This window comes from Streptomonospora wellingtoniae (assembly GCF_031845375.1).
Taxonomy (GTDB): domain Bacteria; phylum Actinomycetota; class Actinomycetes; order Streptosporangiales; family Streptosporangiaceae; genus Streptomonospora; species Streptomonospora wellingtoniae.
In genome coordinates, this window is the sequence record NZ_JAVREK010000019.1 from 36930 (window position 1) to 61736 (window position 24807).

The following is a 24807-nucleotide window of genomic DNA, read 5'->3' on the forward strand; positions in this document are numbered from 1 at the left end:
GTGCGCGTCCGCCTGTGGCGGACGGACCTGCCGGCGCCGACTGCTACGGCGCCAGCGCGGGGTTTCGGATCCACTCCTGCAGCTCGGTGCGGCGGTCGTCGTCGCACTTCAGCGGGCAGGTGGTGCAGAAGCCGTGCTCGGGGTCGCCCTTGTAGTCGAAGCAGCAGGTGCCCCGCACCGCCCAGGTGCCGCGCGGGTGGTCCTCATAGAAGGGGAACAGCCGCGGGCGCGCCCGCGTGACCGCCCCGGCCTCGATCAGCGCGTCGCCGAGTTCCCCGGCGCGCCGCCAGGCGGCCTCGGCGTCGCGGCCCAGGAACCGGGCCGGGTTGAGCATGTAGAAGTGCTGGGTGTCGAGGACCCATCCCCACAGCGTGCGCAGCCCCACGCGCGTGTGGGCGTGCAGCGCGTCGATGATCGGAGAGAAGGTGCGCACCAGGTGGCGGGCTGCGATGGCGTTGAGGGCGGCCTCGTCGGGCACGACCACCGCGTCGGGGTGGCCGGCGGCTGGGTCGTCCGGAAGCACGGCCATGCGGGCGCTGGTGATGGTGGGAGCGCCGAACGCCGAGGTGGACAGCCACGGGAACCACAGGTGGCGCTCGTCCAGCAGGGCGGCCCGGCCGGTGAGGTAGATGCCCGCCGAGACGAGGAAGATGGGCTCGCGCAGCAGCGACCGCATGAAGTGGGTGGCGGCCGGGAGCTTGTGTCCGGGCCCGTGCTGGGCGGTGAGCTGGTGGAACAGAGCGCCCACTGCGCCCTCGGCGACCATCAGGTCCGTGCGGTACCAGTGCTCGGTGGCCGGGTGCTCGCGCATGGACTGCACCGTGGTGGTCCGCACGTCGGGCAGCGGTGCAAACTTCAGCGGCCGACAGGCATCGATCACCGCTCGCAGCGGAGCCTGCTCTACGGCCATGCGGCCTCAGCCCACCTTCCTGCACCGCGTCGGGACGTGCGGCTTCGGCGCCTGGACGCGTCGCACGAATGCCGCCGGGTTGAGACGACGAAGTCGATCACCGGCCTTTAGATGAGGCTACCCTAATAGGGAAGGGTGCAGCAACGGCCGTCCCCAGGGCGGTACCCCCTGCTCAGTGGGTCGGCAGTGCCGGACGGGCCTGAGCGCCCGCCCGGCGGGGCTTGCGCGGTGGAACGGTTGTGGCAAGCGCAGTCCCGCACAGGAGTGCCGGTGCAGTCTGCGGGACCGGGGGAGCACGCCGGCGAGCGGCGGCCTTCGCGGCGGCTCGGCGCCGCCGCGAGGGCGGCCTCAGCGGCTCAGTCGGCGGAAGCGGGCCACGGCCGGCGGCACGCACACCGCCAGGATCGCCAGCGGCCAGAGCACGGCCATCGGCAGCGCGTGCTGCGCCACCCAGCTGCCGCCGCCCACCCCCGGATTCCCGAACAGCTCGCGCGCTGCGTTGACCACCGAGGACACCGGGTTCCACTCGGCGACCACCGCCAACGGCGCAGGCATCAGCTGCGGCGGTGTGAACGTCGTCGAAAGAACACCCAGCGGGAATGCCAGCGGGTAGACGACGAGCCCGACGAGGCTGGGGTCCCGTACCGCCAACCCCAGGTAGATGCCCACCCAGGTCATCGCGAAGCGGAAGAGCAGCAGCAGCCCGACCGCCTGCAGGGCCTCGCCCGCGGTGCCCAGCCAGTTCCAGCCGATCAGCAGGCCGCAGCCCACCAGCACGCCGGTCTCCAGCAGCGCCCGCAGCATGTCGGCGGCCGCGCGGCCGGTCAGCAGTGCCGAGGATGCCATGGGCATGGAGCGGAAGCGGCCGATCACCGCCTTGTCGGCGTCCTGGGCGACTCCGGTGGCGGTGGCCGAAACCGAGTACAGCATCGCCATCACGAAGATGCCCGGCATCAGGAAGGTGCGGAAGCCCTCGGGTCCGCCGGTGCCGGGATGGGCCATGCCCGCCCCGAACACGTAGCCGAACACCAGCACCATCATCAGCGGGACGCACAGGCTCAGTAGCACCTCGGCGGGAGCGCGCACATCGTGCTGGAGGTTGCGCACGGTCATGACCCAGCCGTGGTCGAGCGCTCGGCGCAGTCCTCCGCCGGCGGGAGGGGCGGATGCCGCCGGCGTCGCGGCGTCTCGGTGGCCTCCATGCGGTGCGGCGGTCATGCCGACACCTCCTCGCCGGCCGCGTGCGCGGATGCGGCAGGGGCGCCGGGTACCGCGAGCGCGCCCGGGGCGCCGGGCCGGCCCGTCAGCCCGAGGAAGACGTCGTCCAGTGTGGGGCGGCGCAGCCCGATGTCCTCGACGGCGAGCCCGGCGGCGTCCAGCTCCCGCACGATGCCGGTAAGCAGCGCGATCCGCGCGGAGCCCGCCACCGCGACGCTGACGCGCAGGTCCTCGGTGTGCACCTGCGGTTCTCCTCCGCCGGCGCGCGCGGCCGCGCCGGCGACGGCGGGCAGGTCGGCGGCCTCGGCGGTCACGACGTCCACGTGGTCGCCGCCGACGCGGGACTTGAGCTGCGCGGCGGTGCCCTCGGCGATCACCGCGCCGGAGTCGATGACCGCGACGCGGTCGGCGAGCCGGTCGGCCTCCTCCAGATACTGGGTGGTCAGCAGCACCGTGGTGCCCGCGCCCACCAGCTCGCGCACCGAGTCCCACACCGCGTTGCGGCTGCGCGGGTCCAGCCCGGTGGTGGGCTCGTCCAGGAAGAGCACCTCGGGGTCGCGGGTGAGGCTCGCGGCGAGGTCGAGCCGCCGCCGCATCCCGCCGGAGTAGCCGCGTGCCCGGCGGCGGGCGGCGCCGGTGAGCCCGAAGCGCTCCAGTAGCTCGTCGGCCCGGCGGCGCGCGGCGGCGGCGCCGAGCCCGTTGAGCCGTCCGAACATCACCAGGTTGGCCCGGCCGGTCAGCAGCTCGTCGACGGCGGCGTGCTGGCCGGTCAGCCCGATGCGCTCGCGGACGCGGTCGGGCTCGCGGGCGACGTCGAACCCGGCGACGCGGGCGCTCCCCGCATCGGGCCGCCGCAGCGTCGCGAGGATCTCCACGGCAGTGGTCTTTCCTGCCCCGTTGGGGCCCAGTAGGGCCAGCACGCTCCCGCGCGCGACCGCGAGGTCGAAGCCGTCCAGGGCCTGCGCGGAGCCGTAGCGCTTGCGCAGGCCGGCGGCGGTGATCACGGGCTCGTCCATCCGGAGTCTTCTCTCTGTGTATGTCGCACACTTATTAGTGTATGGCATACACAGTGTCACGGCGCGACTGGCTCCGGCAAGGGCGGAGGAGGAGGGTGCCGGTGCGGCGTGCCGGACGGGGCGGACCTCAGCGGCCCCGAGGTGCGTCGGTGGGCTCCCCCGTTTGTCAAGCGGTCGATGCGGGTTCGGGTGCCGCAGGCCGCGAGCCTCGGCTCGCGCGGGAGCGGGGCGGAGAGCGAGGGGAGGCCGCGGTTCTAGGATGGGGGCCACGCGAGCGGACGGTGGTCATAGCGATGGCGACAAGCGGCGGCGAGCGGGCCGACGGGAGCCTGGAGGGCGAGCGGCGGCTGGAGCTGTTGTGGCGGGTGGCCGACCGGCCCCGCCGGGGGCCGCGGCCGGGGCTGAGCCTGGACGCGATCGTGGCCGCGGCGGTGGGGCTGGCCGACGCCGAAGGGCTCGGTGCGGTGTCGATGCAGCGCGTGGCCGCCGAGCTGGGCTACACCACGATGTCGCTGTACCGCTACGTGTCGAGCAAGGAGCAGCTCGTCGAGCTGATGGCCGACGACGCGCTGGGCGAGGCCCCCGAGCCCGAGGCGGCCGAATGGCGGGCGCGGTTGGAGGCAGTCTCGCGCGCGCTGGTCGAGGTCTACAGGAACCGTCCCTGGCTGCTGGGGGTGGAGATCTCCGGTCCGCCGGTGGGGCCCAACCAGCTGTCCTGGTTCGAGGCATACCTGGAGACGCTGACCGTGGCGGGCCTGCCCGGCTACGAGCGGGTCGCCGTGGTCCTGTTCATCGACGGCGCCGTGCGCGAGATCGCCCGCATCGCCGTGCAGGTCGAGGGCGCCCGGCGGGCCGGCGGGGTCAGCGACGACGCGGCGGGCGCGGCCTACGCCTCCGTCCTGCGCCGCTTCGCCGTCCCGAAGCGCTACCCCAACATCGCCGCTCTGGCCGCGGAAGGCGTCTTCGACCCGGGACCCCCGGGGCGGCGCAGCGCCCACGGCGCCGACTGGGGGCTGGTCGACGAGATGGGCACCGACATCGCCTTCGGCCTGCACCGCCTGTTGGACGGTGTGGAAGCCTACGCGAGCGGTCGGACACGGTCCGGGGCGCGCGGAGATCCGTGAGGGGCGGGGCCCGGCCTCGCTGCACCTGATCATCGCGCTCGCGGTCGAACGGGTTCGCAACGCCCGCCGCCCTCGCCCCCGCCGGGCGGGCCGGGCGGATCAGCGCAGCAGGACCAGGTGGTGGCGCACCAGCGCGCGCAGGATCGCGGCCGTGTCCTCCATCGGGGTGCCGGAGTCCTCGGCCAGCTCGGCGACCGTCGTGTGCGGTCGGCGGGCGAGGGCGTCCAGTACCGGTTCGGCCGCCGCCGGGAGGCGGTAGCGCTTGCCCGAGACCGTGACCGCCACCTGCTCGCCCTCGCGCTTCAGGGGCGGGGGCAGGATCGGCACGAACTCCACCCGCGTTTCGGCCTGGGGCGCCGCGCCGTCGACCGCCCACGGCAGCGCGAAGGACTGGCGCCGCGGGAAGCGGGCGTCGTGCTCGGCCAGGAAGCCGTCGAGGTCGTGTTCCTCGGCGGCGTCGGCGATCCGGCGGATCAGCTCGTGCTGGTGCTTGCGGCGGTCCTCGGCCGAGCCGAAGCGCGGCAGGTCGGCACGGAAGAAATCTACGTCGTAAAGGTGCTGCAGCAGTGAGCGCGCCCAGTCGATCCCCGTCGCCCGCGTGAACCCGAACGTCAGGTGCATGCTGACGTCCCCGGTGCCCTTGACCGTGTGCCACCACCCGCGCGGTACGTGCAGCACGTGGCCGGGTGAGAGGACGCCCTCCCACACGGTGGCCTCCGGAGCGCTGTGGCCGTGGTCGGAGTCGACCTTCATCGGGTGCCGACGGCTCCCGGGTCCGTGCACCTGCCAGGACTTCGTTCCTTCGACCTGGACGACGAAGGTGTCGTGGTCGTCCCAGTGGGTGTCGAAGCCGTGGGAGTCGCCCCAGATCAGATAGAGGTTCACCTGCGCGCGCTCGCGTACCAGGCGCATCAGGTCGTCGGTGGCCTCGCGGATGGGCCGGTGCAACCGGTCGACGGCGTCCAGCACCAGGCTCGCGCCGTCGCGCAGCTCGCGGTAGAGGCCGTCCGGGCGGATCACCGTGCGCTCGGCGCCCGAGGTGCGGGCGGTGTCGGTATAGCGCGACGCGGGCACCGGCGCGCCCTTGCGGTGCAGGCGCAGGCGCGGGGGCTCCAGCGCGCAGCGCGCCAGGATGCCGTTGAGGGCGTCGAAGTCCAGCAGCGGGCGCACGGTCTCGGCGCCGAGGTCGGCGAAGACGACGTCCTCGGACAGCCGCGCGGAGAGCAGGTCCTCGCCCACGGCGGCGCACAGGGTCTCGGTGAACAGTCGGTCGGTCACGTCGGGGGCCTCCACTGCTGCGGATCGCGGCGGGCCGCCGGAGGCGGAAGACGCGCTCCGGCGGCCCTGCCGACGGCGGATGGGCTACGCCGGCGGCGTCGGTCAGATGAAGTCGGAGCTGGAGTCGGTGCCGTCGTTGTCTCCGCCGGCGGTGATGTCGCGCGACGTGACCTCGGTCAGCTCCTCGACCTCGATGTCGATCTCGTAGGCGTCCATGGCGTCTCCTGTTCCGTGTTGGCGTTGGGTATCCGGTGCCCGCCCACCGGCCGGGACGCCCCGGCCGCGCCCTCGGGCGCGGGGCGGCACACCGCCAGCCCCCGTATCGGGGGAGGCGCGCCGCCCCCGCGCTGCGCTGCGCGGGGGCGCGGCCGCCTGCGGCGACCGCGTGTCTGGAAAACTCATGTCCCCTCCCGGCGGTGCGGGGACCCGCCGCCCGATGGTGCTTCCTCTGCGGGCGGCGGAGCGAGGCCGGTCTCGGCGGCGGCGAACGCATGCGCGTCGGCGGCCAACTCGATGGCCTTGGTGACCGCACGCGGGCCGTGGCCGACGTCGTGCTCGTAGCGCAGCAGCGCGGGGCGCTCGGCCTGGCCGTGGTGCAGAAGCGCGGCGCACATCTTGCGCGGATGCGCTGCGTCGGTCCGGGTGTCGCCGTGGAACCCGGTGAGCAGCACCGCCGGGCGGTCCGCGGCGCCGTCGGCCAGGACGCGGTGATAGGGGGAGTAGGACATGAGCGCGGCGAAGTCCTGCGGGTCGGCCGCTGTACCGAACTCGCGGATCCACATCGGTCCCAGCCCCAGCCGCTCGAACCGCGCCATGTCGGCCAGGGGAGCCGAGGCGATGACGGCGCCGCACACGTTGGGGCGCCGGGCGGCCGCAGCGAGGACCAGCAGTCCGCCGGCCGAGCCGCCCGACAGGCACAGGTGGCCGCGGGTGCAGACGCCCTGGCCGGCCAGGGCGTCGGCCGCGGCGACGAGGTCGTCGACCGCGCGGGGCTTGCCGCGGCGGGCGCCGCGCAGATGCCACTGCCGCCCGAGGTCGCCGCCGCCCCGAACGTGGGCGACCGCGTAGCGTCCGCCGGCTCTCAACCAGGCCAGCACCGTCGCGCTGAACCCGAACTGCCGGGGGCGTCCGAACCCGCCGTAGGCGTGCAGGATCGTCGGCCCCGGCTCGCCGGGCTCGGGCGCGCCCGAACCCGCGTCGGGCGGGTCCTCGGCGGTGAACAGGGTAATCGGGACGCGCGTGCCGTCGGCCGATCGGCACTGCAGCGTGCGGCGGCGCACCGGGGTCGGCGGCCGCGGGCGCGAGGCGCGGGGCCAGGGCCGCGGGCGCTCGGCGCCCGGGTCGAGCACCAGGACCTCCTGCTGGGTGGCAACGTCGGCGTAGCACATGTGCACACCGGCCCCGGGCCCTTCGCCCGCGGGCTCCAACCGGGTGACCATGCCCTCGCCGGGCAGGTCGACACGGCGCAGCAGGCCGCCGTGGGCGGCGCTGTGCGCGGTTAGCTCGCTGATGCCCAACCGGGTGCGGGCGACGAGCAGTTCGGGGGACTCGGGGGTGCCAGTGGCGGTGAAGCCGTCAATGGTGGCCTCGGGGTCCTCGCCGACCACCTCGCGCCAGTCGGCGGAGCCCGGGCTGCGGGGGTCGGCCGCGCAGATGCGGCGCCGCTCGGCGCCCAGCGTGGTGCGCAGGTACAGCAGGCCGTCCGGTCCCAGCTCGGGGTGGGTCTCGGCCTCCTCGCCCGCGTGGACGGTGCGCCACCGGGGGCGCTCGAACCGCGCGCCGTCGGCACCGGAGTCGTCCGGGGCGAGGTCGGCGATCCATATGTCGTTGCGGTGCCCGGTGCCGTGGCTCTCGGAGACCACCAGCCAGCGCCCGCCCAGCAGCCGCACGCCGGGAACCGTGCGCGGGCCGCACGCGCGCACCAGGACGTCCGGGCCGCCCCCGGCGGTCGCCACCCGGTGCAGCCACACCCCGCGGCGGCCGTCGCCGTCGTCGCGGCGCACGTAGTAGAAGGCCTCAGGGCCCGCCCAGGCGACGTGGGAGTAGCGCACGCCCTCGATCGGATCCTCGACCCGGAGCCCGGTCGCCGCCGAGAGCACGCGCAGCGCTCCGCGCTCGGTGCCGCCGGAGGAGGTCTGCACCGCGACGTGCTCGCCGTCGGGCGAGGGCTCCCAGGAGTCCAGAGTGGTGCCGCCGCCGGGGTCGAAGGCGTGCGGGTCGAAGACGACGCGCACGCGCGCACCGCCGTCGGGGCCGCCGTCGCCTGCGGCGCCCTCGAACGCGACGACGGCGGGGTGCTCGCCCCCGGCGCGGCGCCGGGTGGCGAAGATCCGTCGGCCGCGCCGCAGCGGAGGTGTCCACAGCTCTGCGCAGACCAGGTCGCGGATGCGCTCGGCCAGCGGCGCTCGCAGCGGCCAGGTCGCGGCGGCGGCCGCGAACTCGCGCTCGCGCCCGGCGAGCCAGGTGCGGGTGGCCGGGGAGTCGGGCTCCTCCAGCCAGCGGTAGGGATCGGCCACGGGTGTCCCGTGGAGGGTGTCGACGCGGAGCGGCGCTCGCTCGCCGCCGGAGATCCCGTGATGGGCGGCCGCGCTCACCGGGAACCGCGGGGTCGGGGATCGCGGAGGGCGGGTGCATGAGCCATGCCAAAGCCACGGATGCGCACGCCTACATGGTTCAGAAGCGCTCGGTGGCCGGTCAAGGTAGTCCTAGCTGACCGTCGATCACGCGAATACAGCGGCCACGCCAGGTTTGGCGGCGGAACGTCGGCGTGTCCGGCCGGTCGCCGGTCGCGCAGCCGCAGCCGCCGGAGGCCCGGTCGGCGCGTACGCGGTGGCAGGGCAACTACGGGAACGCCGCCGCGACGCGTCCTGCGGTGGGCGCCGACACTCCCGGTGTGGAGCGGGCGCCGCCGCACCGCGGATCTCCGGGCAGCGCATCGGGCCTGCGTGCGCAGGCCGCCCCACCGGGTCCGCGGGGCAATGTCGGCCTGCCCGGTCAGGGCCGCACGGCTCCCAGGAGGTCGGCGGTGTCGCCTGTGTCTGTGGCGAGCGGGGCCGGGGTGAGGGCCGCCAGGGCCGCGCGGTAGCCGGGGCCGGCGTCCAGGTCCGTGAGCCGGACGTGCCCCGGTGCATCGGGTGAGTCCCACGCGAGGACCTCGGCCGGCTCGAAGGGGCCGCTGACACCTACGGCGGCCAGGCCGCCGGAGAGCCCCTCGCCGGTGGCCTTGAGCAGGGCCTCCTTGCGCGCCCAGTAGCCGAAGAAGCCCTCCGTGCGCCGGTCGCCGGGCACCCGGTCCAGAGCATCCCGCTCCGCCGGGCCCAGGCAGTAGTCGACGAGCCCGTCGGTGTCGCGGTCGGCCGAGACCTGCTCGACGTCGGCGCCCACAGCCGTCCCGTGCGCGAGGGCGAGCAGGACGCGCTCGCCGGAGTGGCTGATGGAGATCTCCAGCCCGGCCGCCGCTCCCGCCGGCCGCGGCTTGCCGTGCGGTTCGGGGCGCGGGTCGCGACGGCGCTCGCAGGCGCGGCAGTGCAGCGTGAAGGCGACCTCCGCGGGGTCGCACCCGGCTTCGCGGGCCAGCGCCAGGCGGGCCAGCGCGTGGGCCACCAGATAGCGGTCGCGGTCGGCGCGGGCGCGGAAGCGGGCGCGGCGCTCGCGCTCGCCGGGGGCGAGCAGGTCGAGGAGCGCGGGGGAAGCGTCGTCGGGGGAGGCCCACCACAGCCGGCACGTCAGCGCAGTCACCCCTCCATTCTGTCCATTCGCCGCGGCCCGCGCACACCGGCGTCCGAGCGCGGGCGACACGCCGCGCAACCAGCCGCGCCGGACGGGCATGAAACCTTTCGCCACCGGGCATCCAAGGGGTGACTCCTCTGGCGAGGGCGGTGCCCGAGCCGCAGGGTCGCCGGTCAGCCCGCTCGCCAGGGAGGCCCCCCGTGTCCGTCATGGTGCTGTTCGGTATCGCGACACTGGCCGTGCTCGGCCTGCTGGTCGCCGTCTTCGTCGCCGTCTTCGTCGTCCGCGGTCCCTCGCTTGAGGACGACGCCCCCGCTGACGATGACACCATCGACAAGACCTTCAGCACCCACGGAGTGCATATGGGCTGACCCCGGCGGCTCTATCATCGGAGCGCACGGCCCCCCAGCCAGCACCGGAGATGGAGTTTTCCCATGGCAGACGAGACCAGGCCGGCGTTCGCGGCCGAGCGCCGGGAGAGGATCCTGGAGCTGGTGCGGGCCAACGGGGCCATGGCGCTGCGCGAGATCGCCTCGCGTGTGCGCGCCTCCGAGGTCACCGTGCGCCGCGACGTGCGCGCGCTGGAGGCCGAGGGACTGATCGACCGCCGCAGGGGCGGCGCCGCGCTGCCGGGGCGTCTGGGCTACGAGCAGAGCTACACGCAGAAGAGCGGCCAGGCGGCCCCCGAGAAGCTCGCGATCGCGGCGGCCGCGGCGCGGATCGTCGAGGACGACGACGCCGTCGTGCTGGGCCCGGGCACCACCACCGAGGCGCTGGCCCGCGAGCTGGTCGGTCGGCAGAACCTCACCGTGGTGACCAACTCCCTGCTGGTGGCGGAGGTACTCGCCTCGGCGCCGGGAGTCGAGGTGGTGATGACCGGGGGAACGATGCGCGGACCCATACGGGCCCTCGTGGGCACCGCCGCCGAGCAGGCGCTGTCGGGGCTGCGCGTCCGGTTGGCGTTCGTCTCCGGCAACGGCGTCACGGCCGAGCGCGGTCTGAGCACTCCCAACCCGGCCGTGGCCAGCGTCGACCGCGCCCTGGTCGCCTGCGCGCAGGAGGTCGTCGTGCTGGCCGACCACACCAAGGTCGGCGCCGACACCATGGTCCAGACCGTGCCCTCGGAGCACATCGCGCACCTGATCACCGACAACCACGCCGACCCCGAGGTGCTGATGACCCTGGAGGACATGGGCACCCTCGTGCACGTGGCGGTACTGGAGGTCGACCGGGGAGAATAGGGAGCGGGCTCCTCGGGTGGTGCCCGAGGGGCGGCGCGCCGTAGGCTGCCCGGTGAGCCCGAGGACCGCAGACCCCATAGGAGCGCCCATGCCGACCCCGGTGACCCTGCCCGAGCCGTGGGCGCGGTCTGCGGTCAGCGTCGTCGTGCCGACCTACAACGAGGCCGACAATCTGCCCGTACTGGCGCGGGGGCTGCTCGACCTGGATCTGCCCGGGCTGCGCCTGGTCGTGGTCGACGACGACTCCCCCGACGGCACCGGCAAGGTGGCCGATGAGATCGCCGCCGACTGCAACACCCCCGGGCGCGAGCGGGTCAGCGTGGTGCACCGCACCGCCAAGGAGGGCCTGGGACGCGCCTACGTGGCGGGGATGACCCGGGCGCTGGACGACGGTGCCGATTTCGTGGTGCAGATGGACGCCGACCTCAGCCACCCGCCCGGCTACGTTCCCCAGCTGCTGGGCACCGTGCTGTCCACCGGCGCCGGCGTGGTGATCGGCAGCCGCTATGTCGCGGGCGGCAGCCTGTCCCAGGAGTGGCGGGCCCACCGGCGGCTGCTGAGCTCGTGGGCCAACTCCTACGTGAAGACGATCCTGGCCATGCCGATCCGCGACGTCACCGCCGGGTTCAAGATCTGGCGCCGCGACGCACTGGAGGCCGTCGACCTGGCGAGCGTCTCCAGCAGCGGCTACAGCTTCCAGGTCGAGATGCACTACCGCGCCTTCGCCCGCGGCCAGAAGGTGGTGGAGATCCCCATCCACTTCGAGGACCGCCGCGAGGGCGCCAGCAAGATGGACCTCGCCGTGCAGCTGGAGTCGGCGCTGCGCCCGTTCCGGCTGAAGGCCGCCGAGCGGCGCGACCGCGAGCGCTGAGCCCGCCCCGCCGACCCGGGCCCGCCCCCGAGCGGCACCGGCGAAGCGTTCGGCGGTTCACCGCCACCGGGCTCAGCGGCGGCCCGGCGGGGTGCGCAGCACGGTGTCGGCGATGCGCTGGGCCAGCGCCTCAGCCTGCTCGCGGATGCGGGGAACCGTCGCGTCGGCCTCGCCCCGCCGAACCGCGCCGACGGCGAACAGGCGGTCGGCCTCGCCCGCCGCCGTGGTCAGCGCCCCGCAGGCGCACGCGGCCAGTCCGGCCTCCGCCGCGTCGGCCACGGGCGGCGGTGTCGCGGCGGGGTCGCCCGTGGCCACGACCGCCGCCGCTGCCGCGACGCGCTCGCCCGATGCCAGGTGCACCGTCGCGCCGCCGGAGTCGGCGCCGACCGCCACCGCGCGCGCCGCGCGGGTGTGCACCGACGCGTAGGGGGAGGCCCAGGCCGCCGTGGCCGCGAGGGTGTCGGCGAGGTAGTCGCCGTAGACCCGGCGCGGCAGCAGTGTCTCGGGCCCGCAGACGGGCGACGACGCCAGCGCGGTGCCGCCCGCGTTCGCGCCGTCGCGCAGCCGGGCCGGGGTCCGGCCGGCCCGCGCCCAATCCATCAGGTGGCAGGGCCGGTCGGGCAGGGCTGACATGTGCTTGACGGGGATCTCCAGCAGGCACTCCCCGCCCGCACCGTCGTAGGGCCGCCCGCGCGCGAACCGCCCGTACTCGTCGATCAGCAGGATGCGATAGCCCAGTCGCAGCCACGTGGTGGCGCGCAGCAGCGCGATCGCGGCGAGGGCGGCCCCTGCTCCGCCGCCCACGAACGCGATGGCCGGCACGCCGCCGTAGTCGGCCGCGGCATCTCCCATGACTCCGACTCTAGGACCTCTCGCCGCCTCCGCGAAGGGGTGCGCCCGCCGACGATCCGGGACAACCCTCCATCGGAGGGCCCGACACGCCGCAGAAGGTCCTCTCGGCGGCCGGCACCGACGGCCGGCTGCGCAGCAGGGCGAGCGCCAGCAGACCCGCCAGCGCCGCGGCGCCGGCGATGATCAGCATGGCAGGACCGAAGCCGCCGGATATCCCAGCGGCGCCGCTCACGCCGGCGAGCACCGGCACCGCGGCCACGCCGATCAGCTGCGCAGTGCGCGCCAGCGTGTTGTTGACCCCCGAGGCCAGCCCGGCGTGGCGCTGGGAAGCCGAGGCCAGCACAGTCGCGGTCAGCGGCGCCACCGCTGCCGACAGCCCCGCTCCCACCAGCACTACGCCGGGCAGCACGCCGGTGAGGTAGGAGGCGCCCGGCTCCAGCCGCGACAGCACCACCAGCCCCGCGGCCAGTACCACGGGGCCCAGGCCGAGCTGCCAGCGCGGGCCGATGCGCTCGGCGAGGCGGCCGGACTGCCCCGACAGAGCCAGCATCAGCACCGTGATCGGCAGCGACGCCGCACCCGCTTCCAGAGCGGAGTAGCCCAGCACCTCCTGCAGGTAGATGACCAGCAGGAACAGCAGCGGGCCGAGCGCGCCGTACATCAGCACGGTCACCGCGTTAGTGATCGTGAACCTGCTGGAGGAGAAGATGTCCAGCGGCAGCATGGGGTGCGGACTGCGCAGCTCCACGGCGGCGAAGGACGCCAGTGCCGCCGCGCCGACTCCCGCGGCCGCGATTACCCGCCAGTCGCCGGGACCGGTCTCGCCCGCCGTGATCAGTGCGTAGGTCAGCCCGGCCAGCCCGGCCATGCCCAGCAGCGCACCCGGGTAGTCCAACCGCTCGGGAGCCTGCGGGTCGCGCGACTCGGCAAGCCGGAAGCGGGCGATCAGCAGTACCACCGCCGCCAGCGGCAGGTTGATGAGGAAGATCAGCCGCCACGAGCCGAGGTCGACCAGCCAGCCGCCCGCGAACGGGCCGATCGCCGAGGCGACGCCGGTCAGGCCCGACCACGCGCCGATGGCCCGCGCCCTGTCGCGCTTGCGGAAGCCCGCCTGAAGGATCGCCAGGCTGCCCGGGGTCAGCAGCGCCCCGCCCACCCCTTGCAGCACCCGGCCGGCGACCAGCCATTCCAGAGTGGGCGCCAGCGAGCACAGCGCCGAGGCCAGCGCGAACCAGGCCACGCCCGCCGAGAACAGCCGCACCCGGCCGAACCTGTCACTGAGCGAGCCGCTGAGCAGGATCAGCGCCGACAGGGTGACCATGTAGCCGTTGGCGGTCCACTGCAGCCCGGCCACCCCGGCGTCCAGCTCATCGCCGATGGCGGGCAGCGCCACGTTGACCACGGTGGAATCCAGGAACGCCATGCCCGAGGCGAGCACGGTGGCGGTCAGCATCCACCGCGCGGCCGGGGTTCCCCACGCCGCACCGCCGTCCGGCGCAGCCGAGGATTCCGAGGCGTCCATGCCCTCACCCCTTCCCGCCGTACCGGCCGCGCCCGGACGGCGCGGACGGCGGGCGGACCCGGTCCGCCCGCCGCCACACTACGGCGCGCTCCTCGCGCCCCGCCGACACGCCGCCGGTGTGTCGTCTCCGGCCGCGCGCCGCCCTACTGGTCGGCCATGGCGGAGGTGATCGAGGTGCCCGCGGCGCGGCGCGAGGGCGACACCGAGGCCAGCAGCCCGGCCGCGACGGCCGCCCCGATGAAGCCGGCGATCTGCGCGACGGGCACGGTGAACACCAGGTCCTCGAAGACCGCGGCCGAGGCGGCCCAACCGAAGAACACGCCCAGCCCGATGCCGACGAGCGCCCCGATCAGGCACATCAGTACCGCCTCCCAGACGAGCATCAGCCGCAGCTGCGCGCGCATGAGGCCCATGGCCCGGAGCAGCGCCGACTCGCGGGTGCGCTCCAGCACCGACAGCGCCAGCGTGTTGGCGATGCCGAACACCGCGATGACCACCGCCAGGCCGAGCATCGCCACGATCGCCAGGAACGCCGTGTCCAGCATGTCCTCGTACTGCTTGCGCTTCTGGGCGAGCGAGTCGACCTGGAGCGTGGGGTGGTCCTCCACCGCGGCGTAGACGGCGTCGCGCAGCTCCTTGGTGCCGACGCCCTCGGCACCGGTGACCCGGATCGCCTCGTCTCCCGTGTCCGGGAAGGCGGCGTCGAAGTCCTCGGGCGTCATCAGCACGCGCCACAGGTTCGTCGAGTCGACGACGGCCGCGATCTCGAAGCTGCGTTCGCCTTTCCCGGTCTCCACCTTCACGGTGTCGCCGACGCCGCGGCCGGCGGCGTAGTCGGAGGGCACCGCGACGCTGCCCGGCCGCACGTCCGCCAGGTCGCCGGCCGCCGGCTTCTCGCCCTCGGCGGCCGCCCGCTCCAGCGGGGCGCCTGCGAGGGTGGTGTACCGCGTGGCGTCCGGGCCGGGACCGTCGCTCGCGCTGCGCTCGGCGACCACCTCGGCGGTCTCGGGAGCGTCGCGCAGGTCGCGGGCGACATCCCGCGGGATGTTCGGGTCCTCCTCGGTGAACTGGCCCATGATCCGGTAGTCCATCGGGAACTGCTCGTCGAGCATGCCGTTCATCGTGGTCATCATCGAGGCGTTGACCACCGAGTAGCCGGTGATCAGCGTGGCGCCCACCGTCAGGGCGATCGTGGCCGTCGCCGCGCGCCGGGGGTTGCGCCGCGCGTTGTCGGCCGCCAGCGCACTGGCGACACCCAGCGTGCGCATCAGCGGCGACACCGCGCCCACGGCCATGCGCACCAGCAGCGGGCTGACGACCACGACGCCGACGAAGGCCACCATGCCCGCGCCGGCGACCATGAACAGAGCGTCGTTCGGGTCGTCTATGCCCCGGGCGAGGTACACCATCCCGGCCGAGGCGAGCAGCAGCGCCGCGCCCGCCGCGGCCCGAAGGACGGCGACGCGCCTGTCCAGGCCTGTAGCCATGGCGCTGGTGCGCAGCGCGGTGAGCGGAGGTACGGACATCGCCCGCCGCGCCGGCAGCAGAGCGGAGAACAGGGTCGTCGCCGTCCCGACGGCCAGCCCGATCAGCACCGCCCCCGGCTGGGCGACGACCGCTGTGCCGGAGGAGCCGGCGTTCAAGGCGTCGCCGCCGAGCCTGAAGCCGGCCGCACCCAGACCGATTCCCGCCAGCACGCCCAAGGCGGAGGCCACCAGGCCCACGACCAGCGCCTCGACCACCACCGAGGTGAAGACCTGGCGGCGCACCGCGCCCACACAGCGCAGCAGGGCCATCTCGCGCTGGCGCTGGGCGACCAGGATGGCGAAGGTGTTGTGGATGACGATGGCGGCCACCAAGACCGACACGAGGGCGAACAGCAGCAGCCCGGTGGCCATGACGTCGGCCTCCGCGCCCGCCTGCTCGGCCAGCCGCTCGCCCAGCTCCTGGCCGGTCAGCACCTGGGTGCCCGAGCCCGCGACGGCGTCGACGGCGTCGACGGCCCGCTGTGGCGGGACGCCCTCGGCGGCGACGGCGTCGATCTCGGCGAAGCCGTCGGCGCCGGTCATCTCGGCGGCGGTCTGCGGCGCGAAGGCGACCGCCCCGCGGTAGGAGACCTCGGCGGCGGTCCCGAAGTCGATCAGCCCGGTGACGGTGAACTCGCGCTTCTCGCCGTCGGGTCCCAGCACGGTCGCGGTATCGCCCACCTCGTAGCCGGTGGCGTCGGCGCTGACAGTGGCCAGCGCCGCCTCGCCGGGCCCGTCGGGCAGTCCGCCCTCGACGGCCGAGTAGCGGCTGAGGCCGCCCACCGATACCCCGAGAGTGGGCGCGCTGCCGACCGCGCGTCCCTCCTTGTCCAGCAGCGGGGCGTCGCCCATGGTGACCCCTGAGGCGCGGTCGATCTCAGGCAGATCGCGAACCTCGGCCAGTCGTTCGCGGGGGACGGTGCCGGTCAGCGCGTCTTCGGGCAGGACGACGGCGTCCATCTTCTGCGCCGAGCCCATCACCTGGGAGGCGAAGCTCTCACGCAGGGTGTCGGAGAAGACCAGGGTTCCCGAGACGAACATGACGCCCAGGGCGACGGCCAGTGCGGTCGTGACGAGCCGGCCCTTGTGCAGGCGCAGGCCGGCGAGTGTTGTGCGCAGCATCGCGGCTCAGGACTCCAGCTTCACCAGGCGGTCGAGGACGGTCTCGGCGGTGGGCCCGTACACCTCGTCGACCAGGCGCCCGTCGCGCAGGAACACGACCCGGTCTGCGTAGGAGGCGGCCACCGGGTCGTGGGTGACCATGATGACGGTCTGGCCGAGCTCCTGCGCGGAGTCGCGCAGGAAGCGCAGCACCTCGGCGCCGGAACGGGAGTCGAGGTTGCCGGTGGGTTCGTCGGCGTAGACGACCTCGGGGTCGCCCAGCAGCGCGCGGGCCACCGCGACCCGCTGCTGCTGGCCGCCCGACAGCGCCGAGGGGCGGTGGCCGAGCCGGTCTCCCAGTCCCACCACCTCGACGATGCGCTGGAACCGGGCGGGGTCGTGCTTGCGCTTGGCGATGCGTCCGGGCAGCAGGATGTTCTGCTCGGCGGTGAGCATCGGCAGCAGGTTGAACGACTGGAAGACGAACCCGATGCGGTCGCGGCGCAGCAGCGTCAGCTGCTTGTCACGCAGGCGGGTGATCTCGGTCCTTCCCAGGTGCACCGTTCCCGAGGAGACGGTGTCCAGGCCGGCCAGGCAGTGCATCAGGGTGGACTTGCCCGACCCCGACGGTCCCATGATCGCGGTGAACGCGCCGCGGGCGAAGTCGACGCTGACCCCGTCGAGCGCGTGCACGGCCGAATCGGCGCGGCCGTAGACCTTGGTCAGGTGGCGGGCGGCCACCACGGGCCGCGTGTCGGTGGTGTCGGGTGCGGGGGCGGCCGGGGCCGCGCTCTGGCTCACGTGGTTCTCCAGAATCGAAGACGGTAGGACGGGGACCGGGTGACCGGACGGCGGCACTGCTTGCCGGTGCGGCGCCGGGTGCGCGCCGGGGATTCGGTTTCCCGGCGCCGCATCCGGCAACGCTACGGCCGCTGCAGGCGGCGAACCCTCCGCCGCGGGGCCGAATTCGGCGGCGTGCGCAGCCCGCCTTTCCGCGCGCCGCTCGACCCTTCGGGTGGTTGGCGGTACCGACTTTCGTCGGGTGGCGCCGGTCCGGGGAGGCCTCCCGCCGGGCGGACGGCGGCCCCGCGGCCGCGCTGACCGGCCGCCGGACCCGGCATCGACCTTCGTCGGGGGAGGGTGCCCGGCCGCAGGTCGGCGACCTGCGGCCGGTGGGGAGCGGCATAGACTCCGGCCCATGGCGGAGTATCGGTCAGCACCCCCGGCACGCGCTGCCGCGGCGCCGCCGACCTCGCTGAGAGACCGGTGGTGGTCGCGTCGGCACCGCATCGCCGACTGGCTGCTGGCCGCCGCCGTCTTCCCCTGGACCGGGCTGATGCTGGTGTCCGAACCGCACGGCCTGTCCGGCATCGCGGCGATGGCTGTGGCGGGCGGTGTCGCGCTGGTCGGCGACCTGGCTCCCATCGCCGCTCTTCCTGCCGTCTGGGGGGCGCTGACCGTGTGCGCGGCGGTCTCGACCGTCGTGCTGTTCCGCCGCACCCGGCCCTCGATTCTGCTCGTCGCGGCCACGGCCGCGCTGCTCCTCTACGGCGACTTCAGCCTGGCCGCACTGGGCCTGTTCACCTATGCGGGCTGGTTCGAGGACCGGCGGAGGCTTGCGCTGTGGGCCTTCTGGCTGTCGGTGTGCTTCCTGGCCGTCTACAGGTTCCTCGGTCCGATGGGCGGCTTCCAGGCCTACAGCGTGCTGATCATGGTGTACGGGCTGCCGCTGGCCGTGGGCCTGTGGTTCGGAACGCGCCGCGCGCTCGTCGCCAACCTGCGCGAGCGCGCCGAGCGGCTGGAGCACGAGCAGCACCTGCTCGCCGATCAGGCCATCACCGCTGAGCGCACCCGCATCGCCCGCGAGATGCACGACGTGGTCGCCCACCGGGTGAGCCTGATGGTGCTGCACGCCGGCGGGCTGGAGGTCTCGGCACCCGATGACCGCACCGCGCAGAGCGCGGCACTGATCCGCAGCACGGGGCGGGACGCGCTGTCGGAGCTGCGTGAGATCCTGGGCGTGTTGCGCGACGACCCCGAGGCGGGCGGTGCCCCGACCGCGCCCCAACCGGTGCTGGCCGACATCGACCGCCTCGTCGAAGAATGGCGCGCAGCCGGGCTGACCGTGGACCGCAGCGCCGAGGGAACGCCGGTGGAGGCGCCGGCCCAGACTCAGCGCACCGCCTACCGCACCGTCCAGGAGGCGCTGACCAACGCCGCCAAGCACGCTCCCGGCGCTGCCGTGCGCGTGCACCTGCACTACCGTCCCGAGAACCTGGAGATCACCGTGGAGAACTCCCCGCCGCCTCCCGCGGCCGCCGAGGCGCCGCCCTCCAGCGGCTACGGGCTCGCCGGGCTGCGCGAACGCGTCGCGCTGGCGGGGGGAGAGTTGCGGACGGGGCCGCTGCCCGACGGCGGGTGGCGCCTCAGCGTCGTACTGCCGGCGGCGCGCGCCGACCGCGGACGCGTGCAGGCGGCGGCGGAATGATCCGCACCGTGCTGGTCGACGACGAGCAGCTGGTGCGCTCGGGGCTGCGAATGATCCTCGACACGGCCGAGGACATCGCAGTCGTCGGCGAGGCCGGCGACGGCGGCGCCGCGCTCGACCTGGCTGCGCGGGAGGAGCCCGACGTCGTGCTGCTCGACATCCGCATGCCCGGCACCGACGGGCTGACCGCTGCGGCGGCGATGGCCGACCTGCCCCGCCCGCCCAAGGTCGTCCTGCTGACCACATTCGACCTCGACGAGTACGTGCACCGCGCGCTGCGCGCCGGCGCAGTGGGCTTCCTGCTCAAGGACACGCCGCCACGCGACCTCATCGGCGCGGTGCGCACCATCGACGAGGGCAACGCGATGCTGGCGCCCAGCATCACCAAGCGGATGCTGGAGCGGTTCACCGTCCCGGCCGCCGGCCCCGCCGCCGAGGCCGCCCGGCGGCTCCAGGTGCTCAGCGACCGCGAGCGCGACGTGCTGGTCGCCGTCGCTCAGGGCATGTCCAACGCCGAGTCCGGGCGAAGCCTGGGCATGCGCGAGGCGACGGTCAAGGCCCACGTCAGCAGCATCCTGTCCAAGCTCGGCATGGGCAACCGGGTGCAGGCGGCCATCCTCGCCCACGACGCCGGGTGGGCCTGAGCCCGCCGGCGGTCCGCGGCGCGCGGCACGGCCGGACGCGAGCGGCCTCGGCAACCGCGTACGACCGGTGTGCGTCTATTGTGTGGTGGTGTTCCGCACGGCGACCCAGGGGAGGCCGGCGGGCGCGCAGGACGTTCGCAGTCTGGGAGAAAGGGCGTGCCGTGGCCGTTCGCACCCACGGGGGCACGGGGATGCCGGCCGTGACCTCCGCCGAGTCCGCCGAGTCGTCGGTACCGCGGCGGCTGCTGGCCGTGGCGACCCGCCTGTTCGCCGAGAAGGGCTTCGACCGCACCTCGGTGCAGGAGATCGTCGACGCGGCCGACGTCACCAAGGGGGCGATGTACCACTACTTCGACTCCAAAGACGACCTGCTCGCCGAGATCTACGCCCGCGTGCTGCGCCTGCAGATGTCGCGGCTCTCCGAGATCGCCCGCCAGGAGGGGCCGGTGGCCGAGCGCGTCGAACGCGCTGCCGCCGACGTCGTGGTCAGCACCATCGACAACCTGGACGACGCGACCATCTCCTTCCGCTCGCTGCACCAGCTGCGCCCGGAGAAGCAGCGCGAGGTGCGCGACGAGCGCCGCCGCTACCACGAGCTGTTCCGCTCGCTGATCGTCGAGGGCCAGGACCGCGGAGCCTTCACCGCCCGCGTGCCCGCCGACATCGTCGTGGACTTCTATTTCGGCAGCGTGCACCATCTCAGCACCTGGTACCACCCCGAGGGCGCGCTGAGCCCCCGCGAGATCGGCGCGTACTACGCCCGGCTCCTGCTGGACGCGCTGCGCCCGGCACCGGCCGGCCGCTGAGCGCGCGGCCGCCGGCCGTCCACGAAGACGGCCGAAGCGACGTCCCGGGATACGGCGCACCCGGACGTCGAACGGTCAAATGTGGATTAAGTGCGGCAAAGTTCTTTTTGGGTAGTGGGCGGGGCAGTCGACGTCTCAGGAGGAATAAGTGCAGTTCAGCGCTCTCGGAGCCCCCATGGAGTCCCTGCTGATCGTGGCCACGGCCACGTGCGGGGCCTACCTGTCCCTCGTCCTGTTCTCGCGCATAGCCGGACTGCGCTCCTTCTCCCAGATGACCAACTTCGACATGGCCGCCACCGTGGCCTTCGGGTCGATGGTGGCCACCACCGCGGTCAGCGCCAAGACGTCGCTGCTGGAGGGTGTGGTGGCGCTGGGCGTGCTGTTCACGGCGCAGGGCGTCCTCGCCTGGGCCCGCCGCCGCTACGGCGCCGAGAGGCTGCTGGACAGCGGCCCGCTGCTGCTGATGCGCGACGGAGTAGTCGTGGAGGACAACCTCGCCCGGGCGCGGATGAGCCGCGGCGACCTGTGCTCCAAGCTGCGCCTGGCCGGTGTGACCGCCTTCGACCAGGCCGCCGCGGTGGTGATGGAGTCCACAGGGGAGGTCTCCGTGCTGCGGCGCGCTCCCGGCGGCGCTGAGGTCGAACCCGAACTGCTGGCCACCGTCAGCGCCGGCGACGGGCCGCCCGCGATCTGACCCGCGCCGCGGCTGGTGCGCGGGCGGACGGGTCGGGCGGGCGTGTCTCCACGGGCACGGGTGTTCGGTGGTGGCGGCCCGTGCGGCGGGACTAGTCTCAGGTGGCACACGATTCCCGCCAGTCCTGTTCTTTGCTAAGAGGTTCGAACGACCGTGGCTGACCCTTTCGTCCACCTGCACGTCCACACCGAGTACTCGATGCTGGACGGCGCCGCCAAGCTGAAGCCGCTGTTCGCCGAGGCGGCCCGGCTCCAGATGCCCGCCGTGGCCATGACCGACCACGGCAACATGTTCGGCGCCTACGAGTTCTGGCAGCAGTCCAAAGGCTCGGGTGTCAAGCCGATCATCGGTATCGAGGCCTACGTCGCCCCGGAGTCGCGGTTCCACAAGAAGCGGGTGCGCTGGGGACGCGGAGACTCCGACGAGAACACCGAGGGCGGCAAGGACATCTCCGGCGGCGGCCGCTACCTGCACATGACCATGTGGGCGCGCAACGCCGCCGGCCTGCGCAACCTGTTCCGCATGTCGTCGCTGGCCAGCATCGAGGGCTACTACGGCAAGCCCCGCATGGACCTGGAGCTCATGAGCCGCCACTCCGAGGGCATCATGGTCTCCACCGGCTGCCCCTCGGGCGGTGTGCAGACCCGCCTGCGCCTGGGCCAGGAGAGGGAGGCGATCGACTACGCCGCCAAGCTCCAGGACATCTTCGGCAAGGACAGCGTCTTTCTGGAGCTGATGGACCACGGCATCAGCATCGAGCGCGAGGTCCGCGAAGGCCTGCTCAAGGTCGGCCGCGAGCTGAACCTGCCGCCGCTGGTGACCAACGACTCCCACTATGTCACCCAGGACCAGGCACAGGACCACGACGCCCTGCTCGCCGTGGGGGTGGGCAAGAACCTCGACGACCCCGCCCGGTTCCGGTTCAACGGCGACGGCTACTACATCAAGTCCGCCGAAGAGATGCGCGCCCTGGTCAGCCTGGACGAATGGGCCCAGGGCTGCCGCAACACCCTGCTGGTCGCCGAGAGCGTCGAGGACGGCGCCTTCGACGAGGTGTTCGCCGAGCGCGACCTGATGCCGAAGTTCGACGTCCCCGAGGACGAGACCCAGGCGTCGTGGCTGCGCAAGGAGATCGACCGGCTCACCCCCACCCGCTACCCCAGCGGCCCCGCCCAGGCGGTGCGCGAGCGCATCGACCGCGAGCTGGGCATCATCAACGAGATGGGCTTCCCGGCCTACTTCCTGGTGGTCTCCGACATCTGCCAGTACGCCCGCAGGAACGGCATCGCGCTCGGGCCGGGGCGCGGTTCGGCCGCCGGGTCGATGATCGCCTACGTGCTCGGCATCACCGACCTCGATCCGATCGAACACGGACTGCTGTTCGAGCGCTTCCTCAACCCCGAGCGCGTCACCATGCCCGACATCGACCTCGACTTCGACGAGCGTCGGCGCGGGGAGATGATCGAGTACGTCACCGAGCTCTACGGCGAGGAGCGCGTCGCCCAGATCCTGACCTTCGGCACCATCAAGGCCAAGGCCGCCGTCAAGGACTCCACCCGCATCCACGGCCTGCCCTACGCGCTGGGCGACCAGATCACCAAGGCGTTCCCGCCGCCGGTGGGCGGCAAGGAGATCTCGCTGACCGAGGTCGACGACGATGCCGCCGAGCGGTACGCCGAGGCCGTCGAACTGCGCACCCTCATGGAGAAGGACCCGCAGATCAAGAAGGTCATGGAGACCGCGCGCGGTATCGAGGGCCTCACCCGCGGCACCGGGGTGCACGCCGCGGGCGTCATCCTCTCGGCCGAGCCGCTCCTGGACGTGGTGCCGCTGCACAAGCGCGACACCGACGGCGCCATCATCACCGGGTTCCCCTTCCCTCAGTGCGAGGAGATGGGCCTGCTGAAGATGGACTTCCTGGGCCTGCGCAACCTCACGATCATCGACGACGCCATCCAGAACGTGAAGTCCAACGAGGGCGTCGACATCGACTGGTCCCAGGTCGGCTTCGACGACACGCAGACCTACGAACTGCTGGCACGCGGCGACACCCTGGGTGTGTTCCAGCTCGACGGCACGGCCATGCGGGCCCTGCTGCGGCGCATGCAGCCCACCCAGTTCTCCGACATCGTGGCCGTCAACGCCCTGTACCGGCCCGGCCCCATGGCGGCCAACGCCCACAATGACTACGCCGACCGCTCGAACGGGCGCCAGGAGATCACCTCCATCCACCCCGAGCTCTACGACGCGCTGGACCCGATCCTGTCGGAGACCTACCACGTGCTGGTCTACCAGGAGCAGATCATGGCCATCGCCCAGCAGATGGCGGGCTACTCGCTGGGCGGCGCCGACCTCATGCGCCGGGCCATGGGCAAGAAGAAGAAGGAGGCCCTGGAGAAGGAGTACACCAAGTTCAACGCCGGCATGCTGGAGCGCGGGTTCTCCCAGAAGGCCATCGACACGCTCTGGGAGGTCATGCTCCCCTTCTCCGGCTACGCCTTCAACAAGTCGCACGCGGCCGGCTACGCGATCCTGTCCTTCCGCACCGCCTACCTCAAGGCCAACCACCCCGCCTCCTACATGGCGGCACTGCTGACCTCGGTCAGCGGCGACAAGGACAAGATGGCCGTCTACCTGGCCGAGTGCCGCAAGATGGGCATCCAGGTGCTGCCGCCCGACGTCAACGAGTCGGGACTGCGCTTCTCCGCGGTCGGCGCCGACATCCGCTTCGGCATGGGCGCGGTGCGCAACGTCGGTGCCAACGTGGTCGAGTCGGTCATGAACACGCGCAGGGCCAAGGGCGAGTTCACCTCGTTCGTCGACTTCGTCTCCAAGATCGAGCTGGCCGCGTGCAACAAGCGCGTAGTGGAGTCCCTGGTCAAGGCTGGGGCGTTCGACAGCTTCGGCCAGCCACGGATGGACCTGTTCAACCACCACGAGCACGCGGTCGACGCGATGATCTCGGCCAAGAAGCAGGAGGCCCACGGCCAGTTCGACCTGTTCGGCGGCGCCGAGGAGGCCGAGTCCGCGCCCATCGGGCTCGACATCAACTGGACCGATCAGGAGTGGGACCGCAAGACCAAGCTCGCCTTCGAGCGCGAGATGCTGGGACTGTACGTCTCCAGCCACCCGCTCGCCGGTGCCGAGCGCATCCTGGCCCGCTCCAGCGACGTCTCCATCCTCGACATCAACAACGGCGAGCGCCGCGACCGCTCCGAGGTGCAGGTGGCGGGGCTCATCTCCGCGGTTGAGCGCCGGGTCAGCAAGCAGTCCGGCAACCCCTGGGCCAAGGTCACCGTCGAGGACCTCGACGCCAGCATCGACGTGCTGTTCTTCGCCGAGTCCTACACCCTCTACTCCGAGGTGCTGACCGAGGACACCGCCGTATCGGTCAAAGGCCGGGTCAAGGAGCGCGAGGGCGAGTACTCCATCCAGGCGTTCGAACTGGCCCCGCTGGACATCAGCCACGTCGCCGAGGGGCCGCCGCCCATGCTGCTGACCGTGCAGGAGCAGCGGCTGACCGCCGAGCTGATCGACGAGCTCAAGCATGTGCTCAAGGCCAACCGCGGCGAGACCCCGCTGACCGTCCGGGTCGAGCACCCGGTCAAGTCGCGGGTCTACGACCTGCCCGGCTACCCGGTCCGGGTGGGCCCGGAGCTCGCCGGCGACCTGAAGTCGCTGCTGGGCGCCGAGGCGGTCACCTACTAGACGCGGCACCGGAACTCCGGCGGCCTCCTCCGGCCGCCGGAGCCGTCCGGCCGTCCGGAACGGGCGCCCGGCCCGTCCG

Annotated in this window: 19 protein-coding genes; 9 read left to right on the top strand and 10 right to left on the bottom strand. The window is 73.3% G+C overall.

The features are described 5' to 3' along the window. Positions 1–43: 43 nt before the first annotated feature. The 3 genes from RM446_RS17205 to RM446_RS17215 form a co-directional block, all read right to left on the bottom strand. Positions 44–910 carry a (2Fe-2S)-binding protein gene (locus RM446_RS17205; protein WP_311546352.1) on the bottom strand — a complete coding sequence of 289 codons (867 nt, stop codon included), beginning with the start codon at positions 908–910 and terminating at the stop codon, positions 44–46. Between the two features lie 348 nt (positions 911–1258). Then, positions 1259–2128, bottom strand: a complete 870-nt coding sequence (locus RM446_RS17210; RefSeq protein ID WP_311546353.1) for an ABC transporter permease — start codon at positions 2126–2128, stop codon at positions 1259–1261. Further along, positions 2125–3144, bottom strand: coding sequence for an ATP-binding cassette domain-containing protein (locus tag RM446_RS17215; protein ID WP_311546354.1), 1020 nt, complete (start codon positions 3142–3144; stop codon positions 2125–2127). Before RM446_RS17215 ends, RM446_RS17210 begins: the two co-directional genes overlap by 4 nt. A 293-nt stretch (positions 3145–3437) precedes the next feature. Between RM446_RS17215 and RM446_RS17220 the strand changes: the two genes are divergently transcribed. Next, complete coding sequence (locus RM446_RS17220; protein WP_311546355.1) at positions 3438–4268, top strand: TetR/AcrR family transcriptional regulator; 831 nt, start codon at positions 3438–3440, stop codon at positions 4266–4268. Between the two features lie 99 nt (positions 4269–4367). Here the strand turns inward: RM446_RS17220 and RM446_RS17225 are convergent, their stop codons facing one another. The 3 genes from RM446_RS17225 to RM446_RS17235 form a co-directional block, all read right to left on the bottom strand. Continuing rightward, entirely contained in the window at positions 4368–5546 is a 1179-nt protein-coding gene (locus RM446_RS17225) for a JmjC domain-containing protein (protein ID WP_311546356.1), read from the bottom strand. Between the two features lie 398 nt (positions 5547–5944). Further along, positions 5945–8116: a prolyl oligopeptidase family serine peptidase gene (locus tag RM446_RS17230; RefSeq protein WP_311546414.1), complete on the bottom strand. Its 2172-nt coding sequence runs from the start codon at positions 8114–8116 to the stop codon at positions 5945–5947. Positions 8117–8540: 424 nt separating this feature from the next. After that, a complete protein-coding gene (locus RM446_RS17235) occupies positions 8541–9284 on the bottom strand; it encodes a 4'-phosphopantetheinyl transferase family protein (protein WP_311546357.1) in 744 nt (247 codons plus the stop codon). A 191-nt stretch (positions 9285–9475) separates the two neighbouring features. Here RM446_RS17235 and RM446_RS17240 point away from each other — a divergent pair, with 191 nt between their 5' ends. From RM446_RS17240 to RM446_RS17250, 3 genes are all read left to right on the top strand, one after another. Next, positions 9476–9646, top strand: a complete 171-nt coding sequence (locus tag RM446_RS17240; RefSeq protein WP_311546358.1) for a hypothetical protein — start codon at positions 9476–9478, stop codon at positions 9644–9646. A gap of 63 nt (positions 9647–9709) precedes the next feature. Continuing rightward, complete coding sequence (locus RM446_RS17245; protein ID WP_311546359.1) at positions 9710–10516, top strand: DeoR/GlpR family DNA-binding transcription regulator; 807 nt, start codon at positions 9710–9712, stop codon at positions 10514–10516. 88 nt (positions 10517–10604) lie between these two features. Continuing rightward, positions 10605–11387: a polyprenol monophosphomannose synthase gene (locus tag RM446_RS17250; protein WP_311546360.1), complete on the top strand. Its 783-nt coding sequence runs from the start codon at positions 10605–10607 to the stop codon at positions 11385–11387. A 72-nt stretch (positions 11388–11459) separates the two neighbouring features. Here the strand turns inward: RM446_RS17250 and RM446_RS17255 are convergent, their stop codons facing one another. From RM446_RS17255 to RM446_RS17270, 4 genes are all read right to left on the bottom strand, one after another. Then, on the bottom strand, positions 11460–12239 hold the full coding sequence (locus RM446_RS17255) for an FAD/NAD(P)-binding protein (RefSeq protein WP_311546361.1): 780 nt from the start codon (positions 12237–12239) through the stop codon (positions 11460–11462). Positions 12240–12249: 10 nt separating this feature from the next. Continuing rightward, a complete protein-coding gene (locus RM446_RS17260) occupies positions 12250–13761 on the bottom strand; it encodes an MFS transporter (protein WP_311546362.1) in 1512 nt (503 codons plus the stop codon). 143 nt (positions 13762–13904) lie between these two features. After that, positions 13905–16409, bottom strand: a complete 2505-nt coding sequence (locus tag RM446_RS17265; RefSeq protein ID WP_311546363.1) for an ABC transporter permease — start codon at positions 16407–16409, stop codon at positions 13905–13907. A 6-nt stretch (positions 16410–16415) separates the two neighbouring features. Next, positions 16416–17189, bottom strand: coding sequence for an ABC transporter ATP-binding protein (locus RM446_RS17270; protein WP_311546364.1), 774 nt, complete (start codon positions 17187–17189; stop codon positions 16416–16418). A gap of 397 nt (positions 17190–17586) precedes the next feature. Between RM446_RS17270 and RM446_RS17275 the strand changes: the two genes are divergently transcribed. From RM446_RS17275 to dnaE, 5 genes are all read left to right on the top strand, one after another. Beyond that, entirely contained in the window at positions 17587–18876 is a 1290-nt protein-coding gene (locus RM446_RS17275) for a sensor histidine kinase (protein ID WP_311546365.1), read from the top strand. Next, positions 18873–19520: a response regulator transcription factor gene (locus RM446_RS17280; RefSeq protein WP_311546366.1), complete on the top strand. Its 648-nt coding sequence runs from the start codon at positions 18873–18875 to the stop codon at positions 19518–19520. The genes RM446_RS17275 and RM446_RS17280 overlap by 4 nt, the downstream gene beginning before the upstream one ends. Before the next feature lie 191 nt (positions 19521–19711). After that, positions 19712–20326 (top strand): TetR/AcrR family transcriptional regulator, encoded by a 615-nt coding sequence (locus RM446_RS17285; protein WP_311546415.1) that lies wholly within the window; start codon positions 19712–19714, stop codon positions 20324–20326. 148 nt (positions 20327–20474) lie between these two features. Beyond that, positions 20475–21020, top strand: a complete 546-nt coding sequence (locus tag RM446_RS17290) for a DUF421 domain-containing protein (RefSeq protein ID WP_311546367.1) — start codon at positions 20475–20477, stop codon at positions 21018–21020. Positions 21021–21173: 153 nt separating this feature from the next. Then, positions 21174–24728, top strand: a complete 3555-nt coding sequence (dnaE, locus tag RM446_RS17295; protein ID WP_311546368.1) for a DNA polymerase III subunit alpha — start codon at positions 21174–21176, stop codon at positions 24726–24728. Positions 24729–24807 lie beyond the last annotated feature (79 nt).

Excerpts from the sequence above, each read along its gene's own strand:
- RM446_RS17205 (WP_311546352.1), bottom strand. The coding sequence starts at position 910 with ATGGCCGTAGAGCAGGCTCCGCTGCGAGCGGTGATCGATGCCTGTCGG.
- RM446_RS17210 (WP_311546353.1), bottom strand. The coding sequence starts at position 2,128 with ATGACCGCCGCACCGCATGGAGGCCACCGAGACGCCGCGACGCCGGCG.
- RM446_RS17215 (WP_311546354.1), bottom strand. The coding sequence starts at position 3,144 with ATGGACGAGCCCGTGATCACCGCCGCCGGCCTGCGCAAGCGCTACGGC.
- RM446_RS17220 (WP_311546355.1), top strand. The coding sequence starts at position 3,438 with ATGGCGACAAGCGGCGGCGAGCGGGCCGACGGGAGCCTGGAGGGCGAG.
- RM446_RS17245 (WP_311546359.1), top strand. The coding sequence starts at position 9,710 with ATGGCAGACGAGACCAGGCCGGCGTTCGCGGCCGAGCGCCGGGAGAGG.
- RM446_RS17250 (WP_311546360.1), top strand. The coding sequence starts at position 10,605 with ATGCCGACCCCGGTGACCCTGCCCGAGCCGTGGGCGCGGTCTGCGGTC.
- RM446_RS17255 (WP_311546361.1), bottom strand. The coding sequence starts at position 12,239 with ATGGGAGATGCCGCGGCCGACTACGGCGGCGTGCCGGCCATCGCGTTC.
- RM446_RS17260 (WP_311546362.1), bottom strand. The coding sequence starts at position 13,761 with ATGGACGCCTCGGAATCCTCGGCTGCGCCGGACGGCGGTGCGGCGTGG.
- RM446_RS17265 (WP_311546363.1), bottom strand. The coding sequence starts at position 16,409 with ATGCTGCGCACAACACTCGCCGGCCTGCGCCTGCACAAGGGCCGGCTC.
- RM446_RS17275 (WP_311546365.1), top strand. The coding sequence starts at position 17,587 with ATGGCGGAGTATCGGTCAGCACCCCCGGCACGCGCTGCCGCGGCGCCG.
- RM446_RS17280 (WP_311546366.1), top strand. The coding sequence starts at position 18,873 with ATGATCCGCACCGTGCTGGTCGACGACGAGCAGCTGGTGCGCTCGGGG.
- RM446_RS17285 (WP_311546415.1), top strand. The coding sequence starts at position 19,712 with ATGCCGGCCGTGACCTCCGCCGAGTCCGCCGAGTCGTCGGTACCGCGG.